The organism is Janthinobacterium sp. PC23-8, from assembly GCF_002250505.1.
Classification (GTDB): Bacteria; Pseudomonadota; Gammaproteobacteria; order Burkholderiales; family Burkholderiaceae_D; genus Janthinobacterium.
This window is the reverse complement of sequence record NZ_NJGY01000001.1, coordinates 528,605-541,899: the sequence shown is the minus strand read 5'-3', so window position 1 is coordinate 541,899 and position 13,295 is coordinate 528,605. Positions and strand designations below refer to the sequence as shown.

At 65.8% G+C, this 13,295-nt stretch carries 12 protein-coding genes and 1 pseudogene; 9 read left to right on the top strand and 4 right to left on the bottom strand.

Features of this window, described 5'->3' with window-relative positions; translation table 11 throughout:
* Nucleotides 1-315: pseudogene (locus CD932_RS28660) on the bottom strand (hypothetical protein); the annotation flags it as partial.
* A 126-nt stretch (nucleotides 316-441) separates the two neighbouring features.
* Between CD932_RS28660 and CD932_RS02425 the strand changes: the two are divergent.
* The 4 genes from CD932_RS02425 (at nucleotide 442) to CD932_RS02410 (ending at nucleotide 7,052) form a co-directional block, all read left to right on the top strand.
* Nucleotides 442-1,281 (top strand): M15 family metallopeptidase, encoded by an 840-nt coding sequence (locus tag CD932_RS02425; protein ID WP_094441241.1) that lies wholly within the window; start codon nucleotides 442-444, stop codon nucleotides 1,279-1,281.
* A 219-nt stretch (nucleotides 1,282-1,500) separates the two neighbouring features.
* Nucleotides 1,501-5,283, top strand: coding sequence for a type VI secretion system membrane subunit TssM (gene tssM, locus CD932_RS02420; RefSeq protein ID WP_176460852.1), 3,783 nt, complete (start codon nucleotides 1,501-1,503; stop codon nucleotides 5,281-5,283).
* Nucleotides 5,280-6,269, top strand: a complete 990-nt coding sequence (tagF, locus tag CD932_RS02415; RefSeq protein ID WP_094441240.1) for a type VI secretion system-associated protein TagF — start codon at nucleotides 5,280-5,282, stop codon at nucleotides 6,267-6,269. Before tssM ends, tagF begins: the two co-directional genes overlap by 4 nt.
* Nucleotides 6,270-6,278: 9 nt before the next feature.
* Nucleotides 6,279-7,052 carry an OmpA family protein gene (locus tag CD932_RS02410; protein ID WP_094443405.1) on the top strand — a complete coding sequence of 258 codons (774 nt, stop codon included), beginning with the start codon at nucleotides 6,279-6,281 and terminating at the stop codon, nucleotides 7,050-7,052.
* A 1-nt stretch (nucleotide 7,053) separates the two neighbouring features.
* Here the strand turns inward: CD932_RS02410 and icmH are convergent, their stop codons facing one another.
* The 3 genes from icmH to tssJ are packed head-to-tail and all read right to left on the bottom strand — an operon-like array spanning nucleotide 7,054 to nucleotide 9,806.
* A complete protein-coding gene (icmH, locus tag CD932_RS02405) occupies nucleotides 7,054-7,830 on the bottom strand; it encodes a type IVB secretion system protein IcmH/DotU (protein ID WP_094441239.1) in 777 nt (258 codons plus the stop codon).
* A complete protein-coding gene (tssK, locus tag CD932_RS02400) occupies nucleotides 7,827-9,194 on the bottom strand; it encodes a type VI secretion system baseplate subunit TssK (RefSeq protein WP_094441238.1) in 1,368 nt (455 codons plus the stop codon). Before tssK ends, icmH begins: the two co-directional genes overlap by 4 nt.
* Before the next feature lie 39 nt (nucleotides 9,195-9,233).
* Entirely contained in the window at nucleotides 9,234-9,806 is a 573-nt protein-coding gene (gene tssJ / locus CD932_RS02395) for a type VI secretion system lipoprotein TssJ (protein WP_094441237.1), read from the bottom strand.
* Here tssJ and CD932_RS28000 point away from each other — a divergent pair.
* From CD932_RS28000 to CD932_RS02375, 5 genes are read left to right on the top strand one after another with little or no spacing between them, the layout of a single operon-like run.
* On the top strand, nucleotides 9,805-10,071 hold the full coding sequence (locus tag CD932_RS28000; RefSeq protein WP_141213150.1) for a hypothetical protein: 267 nt from the start codon (nucleotides 9,805-9,807) through the stop codon (nucleotides 10,069-10,071). The two genes, tssJ and CD932_RS28000, sit on opposite strands and share 2 nt — an antisense overlap.
* A 12-nt stretch (nucleotides 10,072-10,083) precedes the next feature.
* Nucleotides 10,084-10,692: a M48 family metallopeptidase gene (locus tag CD932_RS02390; protein ID WP_254926429.1), complete on the top strand. Its 609-nt coding sequence runs from the start codon at nucleotides 10,084-10,086 to the stop codon at nucleotides 10,690-10,692.
* 60 nt (nucleotides 10,693-10,752) lie between these two features.
* Entirely contained in the window at nucleotides 10,753-11,262 is a 510-nt protein-coding gene (gene tssB / locus CD932_RS02385) for a type VI secretion system contractile sheath small subunit (RefSeq protein WP_094441236.1), read from the top strand.
* Nucleotide 11,263: 1 nt separating this feature from the next.
* Complete coding sequence (gene tssC, locus CD932_RS02380; RefSeq protein ID WP_094441235.1) at nucleotides 11,264-12,754, top strand: type VI secretion system contractile sheath large subunit; 1,491 nt, start codon at nucleotides 11,264-11,266, stop codon at nucleotides 12,752-12,754.
* 34 nt (nucleotides 12,755-12,788) lie between these two features.
* Nucleotides 12,789-13,280, top strand: a complete 492-nt coding sequence (locus tag CD932_RS02375; protein WP_094441234.1) for a type VI secretion system tube protein Hcp — start codon at nucleotides 12,789-12,791, stop codon at nucleotides 13,278-13,280.
* Nucleotides 13,281-13,295: the final 15 nt, after the last annotated feature.

Below are 13,295 nucleotides of genomic sequence, written 5' to 3'. Positions count from 1 at the left end.
CGCCGGCGCCGGCGCCGGCGCAGCGTCGGGTACTGGCGCCGGTGTGGCGATGGCGCCGCGTTGCACCAGCGCCGGCGCCGGCGCGGCCAGCATGGCTTCATACGCCAGCCAGGCCAGCGGCAAGACCGTCATCCCCAGCAGGGCGCCGATGATGGCCAGCCAGCCGGGCCGCCAGCGCAGCGCCGGCAGCGGGGCGGAAAATGGCGTACTGCCGTATTCCAGCTGCGACAGGATGCGGTTGTCGCCGGCCATGCCGGCCCGGGCCAGCAAATCGGGGCCACCCTTGCGGCCGCCCTGGTTGGTGCTTGTCGCCAAAATATCACCTCCGGACTCGATTCCATTGCATCTGATTTGATCTCATTTGATCTATGCCGCGCCCGTCCTGCGCGCCCGCGCCTACGATTTGGCGATACCCGCTGGCAACCCTTGACGGAGTGTCCCATGCTGATCGCCCTGATCCTGATGTATTTCCTGCTTGCTTCCTTTGCCTGCTGGCTGCTGCTGTTTCCCTCGGGCCGCGCCACGCTGGTGCAGGCGATGGTCAACCTGGGCTGGCGCATGCACGGCCGCGCCCGCAAACTGAACCAGGGCGGCGGCAGGCAGTGGCGACAGCTGCAACATCGCACCGGCCATGGCCTGGCGCAAGGCTGGCAGTTGCTGCTGCGGCATCGCTGGCTGTCGCTCGCAAGCGCGCTGCTGATCATCGTTCCGCCCTGGCTGGCCTGGCTGGCCAGCGACCGTATTGCCTTGCGCGGCTATGCCGATCGGCAATATGTAATCAACGACCAGGTCAGCGACTTGCTCAAGGGCGAGCAACTGGTGCCGCCGCCGGCCTTGCCGCCGCTGGTGTTTACCACTGCCGAAGTGACGCAGCTGCGTCCGCTGCTGGGCGGCGCCAGCCGCAACTGGCAGTTGCTGGAGCAGGATTTTGCCCAGCGGCTGCTGCTGGTGTTCAAGATCATGAAGGATATGCACGGCTATGACATGGTGCTGCTGGAAGGCTACCGCAGTGCGGCGCGGCAAGACCAGTTGGCTGCGGCCGGGCCGAACGTGACCAACGCCAAGGCGTTTCAAAGCTATCACCAGTACGGCCTGGCCGCCGATTGCGCATTCATGCATGAGGGAAAACTCATCATTTCCGAAAAAAATGCCTGGGCCATGCGCGGCTACCGTTTGTATGGCGTGACGGCCGAATCGGTGGGCCTGCATTGGGGCGGGCGCTGGACCATGATGGACTTCGGCCATGCGGAACTGCGCCAGCGCGGCGTGCTGGGGAACTGACTGCCAGGGCCAGCGCGCCAGCCATTCTAGCCCGGGACCGCGACGCAATTTTCTCAGGCGAACTCATACTTGCGCAGCGTCAAGCATGGCGTGCCGGGCCGGTCAGTCCGGGCGGCAATACTTGCTGAAAATCAACAAAGCTCGGCTTTTTTACTGTCAGCATGGTTCGGTTCGCCCTTGCGGCGGCGCCCGTTTTGTCGGACTCAACCAGGACCCACCATGCTGCGACGAATCTGGAATTTCCTCACCGATAGCCGCCACCTGACCATTTTCGGCTTCGTGGCGCTGGCCTTGTTGCTCTACCTGGGGGCCGAAGTGCTGGAGCTGGCACTGGTCTGGGCGCTGGCCTTGCTGCTGCTGGCCTGCGCGATCTGGCTCACCGTATGGCTGCTGCGCCGGCGCCGCGCGCGCCGCGATGCGCAGGCGCTCGGGCAAGCCATCCTCAACCAGGCCGAGATCGCCGCCGCCAACGCTGCCCAGGCGGCCTCGCCCCGGGATGGCGAACTCGACGCCGTGCGCACGGGTTTGCTGGCCGCCATCGAGACCATCAAGACGTCCAGGCTGGGCCGCAAATCGGGGGCGGCGGCCCTGTATGAACTGCCGTGGTACATGATCATCGGCAACCCCGCCGCCGGCAAGAGCAGCGCGATTTTGCATTCCGGCCTGCAGTTTCCATTTGCCGACGGCAAGGTGGTGCAGGGCGTGGGGGGCACCCGCAATTGCGACTGGTTCTTCACCACCGACGGCATCGTGCTCGATACGGCCGGCCGTTATTCGGTGGTCGAGGAGCACCGCGGCGAGTGGTTCGGCTTTCTCGACCTGCTGAAAAAATACCGGCGCAAGGCGCCCATCAACGGCATCATCATTGCGGTGAGCATCGCCGAACTGGGCGGCGACCCCGATGTCGGCATGCAACTGGCGCGCAGCCTGCGCAAACGCGTGCAGGACGTGATCGAACGCCTGGAAGTGTTCGCGCCGCTGTATATCGTGTTTACCAAGGCAGATTTGATCGCCGGCTTTACCGAGTTCTTTGCAGAATCTGAACGCAGCGAGCGCGAACGGGCCTGGGGCGCCACCATGCCCTACCAGCGCAAGCTGCCCACGGCGCAGCTGCTGGCGTTTTTCGACCAGAGTTTCGACGAACTGCAGCACGGCCTGACGGAGCTGAGCCTGGCCAATATGGCGCACCGCCAGCGCAAGACCATGCCGCCAGGGGTCTTCACGTTTCCGCTCGAATTTGGCGCCATCAAGCCGTCGCTGCGCGCCTTTATCGCCACCCTGTTCGAGGAAAATCCGTTCCAGTTCCAGCCCGTGTTCCGCGGGTTTTACCTGACCAGCGCGCTGCAGGAAGGCGTACCCGTCAGCGCTTCGCAGCAGCAGGTGGCGCGCCGTTTCGACCTCACCTGCAGGCCGGCACCGGTGGCCGCCGGCCTGCGCCAGCAAGGCTACTTTTTGCTCGACCTGTTTCGCAAGGTGATCTTTGCCGACAAATACCTGGTGTCCAACTACGCCAGCCGGTACCGGCTGCGCTTCAAGTACGCGGTGTTTTTCAGCGCCACGGTGCTGCTGGGCGCCTGCCTGGGCGGCTGGAGCTGGTCTTACCTGGGCAACCGCCAACTGGTGGCCAATGTCGAGGCGGACATGAACAAGGTGCTGCGCCTGCAGCAGCAGCGGCTCGATTTGCAGTCGCGCCTGGAAGCGCTGGAGATTTTGCAGGACCGCATCGAGCAGCTTGACGCTTACCGGCAGCAAAGGCCGTGGTCCTTGCGCATGGGACTGTACCAGGGCGAGCTGCTGGAACGCAAACTGCGTGAAGAGTATTTCGCCGGCGCCCGCCACGTCATGCTCGATCCCGTGACGGCCGGCCTGGAAGACCTGCTGGCCGAGATGAACGCCAATGCCGGGCAGCTACAGCCGGCAGCGCGCACGCCGCAAGCGCCGGCGGCCGCAGCGGGCGGCCAGCCCTACCAGGCGGCCAGCGCCACCAGTGTGGAAGACGCCTACAACGCCCTGAAAACCTATCTGATGCTGGCCGATAAAAGCCATGCCGAGAGCAGCCACCTGAACGACCAGATGGCGCGCTACTGGCGCGGCTGGCTGGAGCACAACCGCGGCGCCATGCCGCGCGAGCAGATGATACGCAGCGCCGAGCGCTTGCTGACGTTTTACCTGGCACAGGTGGGCGACCCGTCCTGGCCGCGCATCGAGCAAAAGCTGGCGCTGGTCGACCAGGCGCGCGAAAACCTGCGCCGCGTGGTGCGCGGCATGCCGGCGCGCGAGCGCGTCTACGCCGATGTCAGGGCGCGCGCCGCGACCCGCTTTGCCGGCGTGACGGTGGCGCGCATCGTCGGCGAAGCGGACCAGGGCCTGCTGCTGGGCAGTTACGCCATTTCCGGCGCCTACACGCGCCAGGCCTGGGAAAAATTCGTCGAAGGCGCTTTTCGCGAAGCGGCCAACCGCGAGCTGCAAAGCGCCGACTGGGTGCTCAAAAGCGCGTCCACCGACGACCTGACCCTGGAGGGCAGTCCCGAACAGATCGAGAAAAATCTGGTTGAACTGTACAAGGCCGATTACGCGCGCGAATGGCAAAAGTTCGTGCAGGGCGTGGCAGTGGCCGACCTGAAAGGGTTTGACGGCGCCGTGCAGGCGATGAACCGGCTCGGCGACCCGCAAGCGTCGCCGATCGCCAAGCTCCTGACCACGATCTACGAGCAAACCTCGTGGGACAACCCGGCCCTGCAGAACGCGCAGCTGCGCCAGGCCGAGCGCGGCATCGTCGCCTGGTTCAAGGACACGTTCTTGCGCCGCGTGCCGTCGCAGATGACTTCCAGCCCGGGCCTGAACGCGCAGCTCGATCCGGCCCGGCTCGACAAACCAATGGGGCCGATCGGGCGCGAGTTTGCCGGCGTCGGCAAGCTGGTGGCGGCGAAAGAAAAGGACGCCTCCCTGATGCGCGCCTATCTGGAAGCGCTGTCAAAATTGCGCAGCCGCCTGAACCAGCTGAAAAACCAGGGCGACGCCGGCCCCGGCGCCAAGCAGTTCATGCAGCAGACTTTGGAGGGCAGCGGCTCGGAGCTGGCCGAGACCCTGAAACTGGTGGACGAGCAGATGCTGACCGGCATGAGCGACACGCAAAAGCAGGCGATCCGGCCGATCCTGGTGCGCCCTTTGACGCAGACCTTTGCCGTCATCGTGGCGCCGGCCGAACTGGAAGTGAACAAGACCTGGTCGGCGCAGGTGTACGAGCCGTTCCAGCGCTCGCTGGCGAACAAATATCCGTTTGCGCCCACTGCCCGCATCGAGGCCAGCCACCTGGAAATCGGCCAGTTTTTCGGCCCCGAAGGCCTGGTGGCCAAGTTTGTCACCACGGCGATGGGGCCGCTGGTGGTGCGGCGCGGCGATGTGCTGGCGCCGCGCACCTGGGCCGACATGGGCATCAGCCTGTCGCCGCAGATGGTGGCGCGCTTTCCGGGCTGGATCGCGCCGCTGGGCGCGGGCGGCGCGGCGGCCACTTCGAGCGCGGCGCAGACCGTGTTCCAGATCCTGCCGTCGCCGGCGCCCGGCACGCTGGAGTACACGGTGGAGATCGATGGCCAGCAGCTGCGCTACCGCAATACGCCGCCGCAGTGGACCAATATGGTGCACCCCGGCCAAGGCACGCCAGGCGCGCGGATCGTGGCCACCACCTTTGACGGGCGCACGCTGGAGCTGTTCAACGAGCCGGGCCAGTACGGCCTGAAACGCATGATCGACGCGGCGGCCAAGAAGCGCAAGGAGGGCGGCGTGTTCGAGCTGCGCTGGGCGCGCGGCGAGGTGGCCGTGGCCGTGGACCTGAAAATTACCAGCAGCCCGGAAACTGCGGCCACCGCTGCGGGAGGCACGGCGGCCGCAGTACAGGAGCAGGGCTTTCGCGGCATGCAACTGCCGGAGACCATCGTCGGCGCAGCGCTGGCTCCACCGGCCGCCGCGCCCAAGGTCGCCGTGGCGGGAGCGGCGCCATGACGGCCGCGCCGCAAGCCGTGCGCCTCGGATACTTTGGCAAGTTGCCCGCGCGCGGCGACTTCGTCAAGGCTTGCGACAATCACGCGCTGGTGCGGCTGCTCGACGACTGGCTGGCGCAGGTCATGAGCGCGCTGACGATGGAGCCGCGCTGGAAGCTCAATTACGATGCGCTCGCGCCGCTGCGCTTTGCCTTTGTCGGCACGCGCAGCCGGCGCGCCATCGCCGGGCGCCTGGAGGCCAGCTGTGATGTCTCGCAGCGCCGCTTTCCCTTCATGGCCATGAGCGCGATCGAAGTGCCGGACGCCGATGCCTTTGTCGGCTGCAGTCCTTTGGTGTTGTCGCCCCTGTGGCAGCGCCTCGACAGCCTGTGCGCGGGCCTGTCGTCGCAGGCCGATCCGGCACAAAAGCTGCAGGCGCTGGCCGGCGAGCTGGTGCAGGTCGACCCCGGCGACCCTGTCCATGCGGCGCGTTTTTCGGCTTTCCTGCAGGCGCACACGCTGCACTCGCTGCAAGCGATGCTCGCGTCGCCCACCTTTCCCGTCACTGTGCGCGAACTGTTGCTGGGGCTGGGCATGCTGCTGGAGCCGCTGCGTCACAGCGGGCACAGCCGGAACATACAGCTGGAAAAAAACCTGGTGCTGCCGCTGCCGGTTGATGTTGCCCAGCGCGAACTGGTGGCCAGCTTCTGGCTGCACCTGATCCTGCCGTTCCTGCAAGCGCTGGACTTTGAACTGGCGCTGTTCTTTGCCCACCTGGGCGAGGCGCCGGTGCTGCTGGTCGGTTTTTGCGGCGCCGATCCGCATGCGCTGCGCGCGCTGATCGACCCGCAGGCGGCGTGCGAACGGCTGATCGTGCTCGACCAGCTGGACTGGGTCGAGGATGGCCTGGCGCAGGAGCCGGCGCTGCGCCATTTGTCCGCCTGCCTGCAGCAGGACCAGCTGTCGCTGCGCTCGGCCTGCGCCATGCTGACCGATACCTTTGAGTGAAGGATGGACATGAAAGCACTGACCTTGTTCCTGCTGCTGGCGGCAAGCTGCGCCGCCCGCGCGCAAACCCCGGCGCCGGTGTCGCCGCAGCCGGGCCAGATCCTGGTCACCGGCACCGTCGCCGATGAAGCGTCGAAGGCAGCCGTGCTGGCGCGGCTGCGCGAATTGTATGGCTTTGACCGCGTGGTGGACCAGGTGGCGGTAGGCGCGGTGGCGGTGCCGGCCAACTGGAACGCGCACGTGCAAAAATTGCTGACGCCGAACCTGAAACTGATCACGCGCGGCCAGTTGACGATCGACGGCAGCAGCGTCAGCGTGCGCGGCGAAGTGGCCAATGAGGCGCAGCGCCAGCAGATCGCCAGCGAGATCGCCACCAGCCTCAATCCCACCTACACCGTCAACAACGGCCTGCGCGTCGCCGCTTCCGAACAGGGCGTGCTCGATGCGGCGCTCGACAAGCGCATCATCGAATTTGACAGCGGCCAGGCCAGCATCACGTCAAACGGTCTGGCCATCCTCAACGAGATGGCGGCCGCCATGCAAAAGCTCAAGGGCCGCAAGGTGGAAGTGATCGGCCACACCGACAATACCGGCCTGCGCGCCAGCAACGTGTCATTGAGCCAGGCGCGCGCCGACGCCGTGCGCGGCTACCTGGCCAGCAAGGGCATCGCGCCGGACACCGTGCTGACCTCGGGCCAGGGCCCGGACCGCCCGGTGGCCAGCAATGCGACGGCCGATGGCCGGGCCAGGAACCGGCGCATCGAGTTTCGCATCGCCCAGTAAGTCAGGGTAAGGTAACTGTCAAATGCGCCGGCCGTGGCGCCAGCTTGACCAGGTCGGCATAGGCGGCCAGCGTGGTCTGCGTATTGCGCGTCAGGTGGGCGCGCAGGCCCAGGTAGGCGCACAGGGCCAGCAGCGCGAAGATGCTGCTCAAGGCCCACAGCGGCACATCGCTGCTGCGCTTGTTGATCACCTGGTCGGGGCGCCCGGCGCGCGGCGCGAAGCCGCGGCTCTTGCCCTTGATATGGGCGATCTCGTCGCCGAGGCGGGCCGTCAGGTAGCTGAGCTTTTCGCCGCCGTCGATCGCATACTTTCCCTGGAAGCCCAACAGCAAGCACATGTGAAAAACCTGCAGCGCCTGCACCCGCATGGCGCCCTTGCCGCGCAGCGCGTCGAGGCGGTCAAAAAAGTGTTCGCCGGCCAGCTGGTCGCCAAAGATCAGCAACTGCAGCGGGCGCCGTTCCCACGGCTTGCGGATCTCGAACGGCGAAGCGAGCACGATTTCATCGACGGCGGCGCAGAAAGCATACTTGGCCGCTTCGATATCGTCGTCATCGGCGCGCATCTTCTTCGCTTCGCGCGTGTACTCGGCCAAAAAGGTGTTGATGCGCTCCATGAAGCCCTGTTCGTCGCCGGGCGAGCAGCCATTCTTCAGCAGGAACAGCATGTAGAAGCCTTCATGCATCAGGTCGAGCAGGGCGCTGCCGGCATTGGCGGCGGTGGAGGCGCTGCCGCGTCCCAGCAGCGAGGGCGCGGAGCGCCGTTCGATGAGCTCGCTCATGCTGTCACCGCGATCAGTTCGAGCTGCAGTTCGCGTATGCCGGCCGGCACATACACCGAGATCGACTGCGCCTTGAGCATGTGTTCGTACAGGCTGCCGCGGCTTTCCAGCGCAAAGTAGCAGGTGTCGGGCCGCACGGGAATGGCCGCCGGCACTTGCGGCGCATGCGACAGTTTCACGCCCGGCATCGCCGTCAGCACGCATTTTTCCACGTCGTCGGGCGCGCCCACTTTCACGCGCAGCGGCGCGATGTCGACCAGTTCGATGGCCGGCATGGCGGCGCGGATCGCCAGGTACAGGGTGGTGTGCTGGTCGACCTTGTCCGAGTCGAGCTTGCCCAGGTAGTAGGAGGGTTTGCTTTCTGCCAGGGCGATGGCAAAGTACTTCGACGAGATGACGGTGTCGAGCAGTTCGCGGATGATGGTGTCGATGGCGGCAAAGCAGGTGCCCGGCTGCACGTGGTCATAGGCGGGCAGGCTGGCCAGGGTATGGTGGCGCGCATAGCTGAGCAGGCCGCCGGCCAGCGACAGCAGCGCTTCATACAGCCGCTCCGGGTGCAGCGCAGGGTGGCGTACATAATGCATCAGGGCGGCGGCGGCGGTGCTGGCCGTATGCAGCAGCCAGAACGAGGACACGTCGCCCGAGCGGAATTCGATCACGTTGCGGCTCGGCTCGCGGTGATGGCCGTGCAGCGCCGCCACCTTGGCCTGCAAGGCGTCGAGCAGGTGTTCGAGCAGGTCCTGCAGGCGCGGCGCGCCGGCGATCGACAGGCTGGGCGCCATGAACGAGGGCAGCGGCTCGAAGCCGCCCGTCACCGTGCGGCGCAGTGCGATCAGCGGCAGGCAGTCGTAGGAGCCGCGCGCTTCGCTGTCGGGGATCAGACGCACGGTCTTTTTCAGGTAGGCCACTTCGGCCACGCTGGCGCTGGTGAACAGGTCGGGCGTGGCGCGCATGGCGTGCGCGAAGCGGGTGGCGGGCGGCGCGCCGGTTGAGGCAAGCTGCGCGGTATAGTTCAGGCCTTCGCGGTTCAGCACCGGCAGGGCGGCGTAGTACGTCACCTCCTGCAGCGCCGCCGGCAGCGCGGCCAGGTCGACCGGCGGCGGCAGGCTGTCGCCGCCGCTGCCGTCGCCGGCCGCATCGAACACTTCGCCATCGCGGAAAATCGCCGACAGCGCCCGCAGGCGCAGGCTGCCGGTTTTCAGCGCATCGAGATCCCATTCCATGTGCGCCACGCCCCAGGCATACGGGTGCAGGGCGCTGGCTGTCTGGTGCAGCCGCGTTTCGTGATAGTGATCCTGGCGCTGGAAGTGCTGCGGCCGCAAGAACAGGCCCTCTCCCCACAGGACTTTCGCTGCCATGGTCATGCCGTTCTCCTTGTGTCGGTGATATGGTGGTTGATGGGACTAGTCGCAGCGCGCGCCGGCCAGGACGGCCTGCGCGCCGACCGTCAGCGCGCACGCATGCAGGCCGATGGTGACGCCATCGCGCTCGGCCGCATTGGCCGCAAAGGTGGCGCGCCAGCGCTGCGCGGCGGGGGCGCGAAACAGCGCCACCACGCCGATAAAGGCCGCCTCGCGGCCGACCTTTTCCTGTATCTCGTAGTGCTGGCCCGGCACCAGCAGCACTTCCTGTACTTCCAGCAGGTCGGCGCCCAGCAGCGCCTTTTCCCTGGTCGCGTCCAGGAAGCTGTCATACGGCGCCTGCTCGAAGGCGGCGCTCTGGCGCAGCTTGTAGATGCGCGCCACCAGCGCCAGCGGCCGGCCCTGCGGATCGGTGTTCAGGCGCTGGCCCGCATGCAGCCGGATGCTCACGTTGCGCGGCGGCTTCTGGGCTTCCGGGACCTCGGGCGCGGGCTTGGCCAGGCCCGCCATCTGCAGCGCCGCATTGGCCATGCCGCCGATGGCGCCGCCGGCGCAGCCGGCCAGCGCCAGCAGCAAGAAACAGGCGGTGCAGCGCAGCGGCAGGGAAGGGCACATGGCTGGCCTCTCAAAAAGTAAACGTGTGGAAATAAAGTGCTGCCGCTATTTAAACGCATGGCGCCGCTGGCCGTTTGCGCTGGCACAAACCCGCTACCCGAGCGTTGAAATAGCTGTGCTAGATCAGCTTTTTGATGTGTTGCATGCATGGCTGAGTGGAACTTATTCTTTGCTGATCAAGCTCAAGCTGGCAAAAAATAGCGCGATCAATAATGGCCTCCATTGGCGTCGCCCATCTTTCCCAGCAGCAGCGTCCTTTACGTGAAGGAAACACAAAATGAAGTCAAGCATGCATCCGCCCCGCCTGGCCTGCCTGGCCGCCGCCTTCCTGCTCGCCGCCTGCGCCACGACGCCGCCACCGGCGCCGCAGCCGGCGCCAGCACCGACCCTGACGCAGGTGCTGTCCGAAGCCGATGCCGCCGCGCGCGCCGGCCAGTACGACAAGGCCTACGCCTTGCTGCAAAAAGGCGGCAGCGCCTACCCGGCCGACAAGGCGCCGTGGCTGCAGATGGCGCAGATGAAATTTGACCGTGGCCAGTACGGCGATGCCATCAGCCATGCGCTCGAAGCGCTGGAGCGCGATCCCGACGACAAGGTCGCCAACAGCATCGTCGCCGTCAGCGGCCTGCGCCTGTCGGGCAAGGCGCTGGCCGACCTGTCGCGGCAAAACAACCTCAATGGTTCGCTGCGTTCGGAGGCGCAGGAACTGGCCAAGCTGCTGCGCGCCAGCATCGGCGAAGAGGTGCTGGTGCCGCCGGCCCGGCGCCCGGCGGCCGCCGGCAAGCGGGCGGCCGGTAGCGCCGCAGCGTCACCATCGCCCGCACCGTCGCCGGCGCTGGCGCCTGCGGCAAAAGGCGCGGCCGATCCTTTCAGCGGCTTGAAGTAAGCAGCATCTTTATCGGGCGCCTTGGCGGCGCCCGCCCATCGACTTTGCGAAGGAAACCCCATGGCCAAGCCTGACAGTGTCCAGAAACGCCTGCAGCAGGTACGCGCGCCGCGCGTGCAGATGACGTATGACGTGGAGATCGGCGGCACGATAGAAAACAAGGAGCTGCCCTTCGTGGTCGGCGTGCTGGGCGACTTCGGCGGCGATGCCGAGCTCGAGAAACGGCGCCTGAAAGACCGCAAGTTCGTCGGCATCGACATGGATAACTTCGACGAAGTGCTGGGCAGCGTCGAGCCGGTGGCGCGCTTCCAGGTGCGCAACCGCCTGAGCAGCGAAGGCGGCACCTTTCCGGTCGACCTGCGCTTTCGCGCCATGAGCGACTTTCGCCCGGAGTCGGTGGTGCAGCAGGTCGAGCCGCTGCGCCGCCTGCTCGAAGCGCGCACCAAGCTGGCCGACCTGCGCAACAAGCTGGCCGGCAACGACAAGCTGGAAGACCTGCTGACGGAAGTGCTGAACAACACCGACAGCCTGGCCGCCCTGCAACCACAACGCGCGATCAAGGAGGATTGAGATGAATGCACAGGCAGAAGTCCAGGCGTCACCCGTCTTCGCGGCTGGGGCATCGACCGATTTGCTGGACCAGATCGTCGAACAGAGCCGGGTCGCCAAGTCCGACGCCGAACATGCGCGGGCACGCGACCTGATCGCCGAACTGGTGGGCCAGGTACTCGACGGTACGGTGCTGATGTCGCACAGCCTGTCGGCCACCCTGGACGCGCGGGTGGCGCAGATCGACCAGCTGATTTCCATCCAATTGAGCGAAGTGATGCACTCGCCGGCCTTCCAGCAGCTCGAACAGAGCTGGACCGGCCTGCACTACCTGGTCGGCAATTCCGAGACCGGCACGCGCTTGCAGATTCGCATGTTCAACGCCACCAAGCGCGAACTGGTGAAGGACTTCCAGTCGGCGCTGGAGTTCGACCAGAGCAGCATGTTCAAGAAGATCTACGAGGAAGAATTCGGCACCTTCGGCGGCGCGCCGTTCGCCGCGCTGCTGGGCGACTACGCCATCTCGCGCCAGCCCGAAGACATGTACTTCATCGAGCAGATGTCGCATATCGCCGCCGCCGCGCATGCGCCCTTTATCGCCTCGGCCGCACCGGAACTGTTTGGCCTGGAAACCTATGGCGACCTGGGCAAGCCGCGCGACCTGGCCAAGGTGTTCGACACCATCGAATACGCCAAATGGAAGGCGTTTCGCGAGTCGGAAGACGCGCGTTACGTCGGCCTGACCCTGCCGCGCTTCCTGGGCCGGCTGCCCTTCAATCCGGTTGATGGCACCACTGTCGAAGGCTTCAATTTTGTCGAGGAAGTCGACGGCAGCGACCACCACAAATACCTGTGGTGCAATGCTGCCTATGCGTTCGGCAGCAAGCTGACGCGCGCCTTTTCCGACTTCGGCTGGTGCGCGGCGATCCGCGGCGTGGAAGGCGGCGGCCTGGTCGACGACCTGCCGACCCACACCTTCAAGACCGACGAGGGCGACGTGGCGCTGAAATGTCCGGCCGAAGTGGCGATCACCGACCGGCGCGAAAAGGAGTTGTCGGACCTCGGCTTCATCTCGCTGGTCCATTGCAAGAACACGGCCTATGCGGCCTTCTTCGGCGCCCAGTCGACGCAGAAAAGCCGCAAGTACAACAGCGAGGCGGCCAACGCCAACGCGCTGCTGTCGTCGCAGCTGCAGTACATCTTTGCCGTCTCGCGCATCGCCCACTACATGAAGGCCATGATGCGCGACAAGATCGGCAGCTTTTCCGCCGCCTCCAATGTCGAGGATTTCCTGAACCGCTGGCTGATGACGTACGTGCTGCTCGACGACAACGCCAGCCAGGAGCAGAAGGCCCAGTTTCCGCTGCGCGAAGCGTCGGTACAGGTGCACGAAGTGCCGGGGCGGCCCGGCGTGTACCGCGCCGTGTCGTTTTTGCGGCCGCATTTCCAGCTCGACGAGCTGTCCGTTTCGCTCCGACTGGTCGCGGAGTTGCCGAAGTCGACCAATTCCTGATTCATCCCGATTTTTTCAACCAGAGGAGCACACCATGGCAATCGATGTATATCTGCAGATAGACGGCATCAAGGGCGAATCGACCGATGACAAGCACAAGGACTGGATCGAGTGCAAATCGGTCAGCTGGAGCGTGGAGCAGCCGAAATCGGCCACCGCCTCGACCGGCGGCGGCCACACGGCAGAGCGTTGCGAGCACAAGGACATCGTCATCTCCAAGCTGGCCGACCTGTCCTCGCCGGTGCTGCTGCAGACCTGCTCGGCCGGCAAGACCATCCCCAAGGCGCGCTTCGAGTTCATGCGCGCCGACGGCCAGGGCGAGCGCGTCAAGTATTTTGAAATCGAAATCGAGAACGTGCTGATCGGCGCCGTCACGCCCAACGTGGAAGAAGGCGACATCCTGGGCGAACACGTGGGTTTCAAGTTCTCGAAAGTGAAGTGGAAATACACGCAGCAAAAGGTCACCGGCGGCGTCGGCGGCAATACCTCGGGCGGCTGGGACCTGGCGGCCAACCGCGTGGTGTGACGGTGCGGCGTTGAT

Excerpts from the sequence above, each read along its gene's own strand:
- CD932_RS02425 (WP_094441241.1), top strand. The coding sequence starts at position 442 with ATGCTGATCGCCCTGATCCTGATGTATTTCCTGCTTGCTTCCTTTGCC.
- tssM (WP_176460852.1), top strand. The coding sequence starts at position 1,501 with ATGCTGCGACGAATCTGGAATTTCCTCACCGATAGCCGCCACCTGACC.
- tagF (WP_094441240.1), top strand. The coding sequence starts at position 5,280 with ATGACGGCCGCGCCGCAAGCCGTGCGCCTCGGATACTTTGGCAAGTTG.
- CD932_RS02410 (WP_094443405.1), top strand. The coding sequence starts at position 6,279 with ATGAAAGCACTGACCTTGTTCCTGCTGCTGGCGGCAAGCTGCGCCGCC.
- icmH (WP_094441239.1), bottom strand. The coding sequence starts at position 7,830 with ATGAGCGAGCTCATCGAACGGCGCTCCGCGCCCTCGCTGCTGGGACGC.
- tssK (WP_094441238.1), bottom strand. The coding sequence starts at position 9,194 with ATGACCATGGCAGCGAAAGTCCTGTGGGGAGAGGGCCTGTTCTTGCGG.
- CD932_RS28000 (WP_141213150.1), top strand. The coding sequence starts at position 9,805 with ATGGCTGGCCTCTCAAAAAGTAAACGTGTGGAAATAAAGTGCTGCCGC.
- tssJ (WP_094441237.1), bottom strand. The coding sequence starts at position 9,806 with ATGTGCCCTTCCCTGCCGCTGCGCTGCACCGCCTGTTTCTTGCTGCTG.
- CD932_RS02390 (WP_254926429.1), top strand. The coding sequence starts at position 10,084 with ATGAAGTCAAGCATGCATCCGCCCCGCCTGGCCTGCCTGGCCGCCGCC.
- tssB (WP_094441236.1), top strand. The coding sequence starts at position 10,753 with ATGGCCAAGCCTGACAGTGTCCAGAAACGCCTGCAGCAGGTACGCGCG.
- tssC (WP_094441235.1), top strand. The coding sequence starts at position 11,264 with ATGAATGCACAGGCAGAAGTCCAGGCGTCACCCGTCTTCGCGGCTGGG.
- CD932_RS02375 (WP_094441234.1), top strand. The coding sequence starts at position 12,789 with ATGGCAATCGATGTATATCTGCAGATAGACGGCATCAAGGGCGAATCG.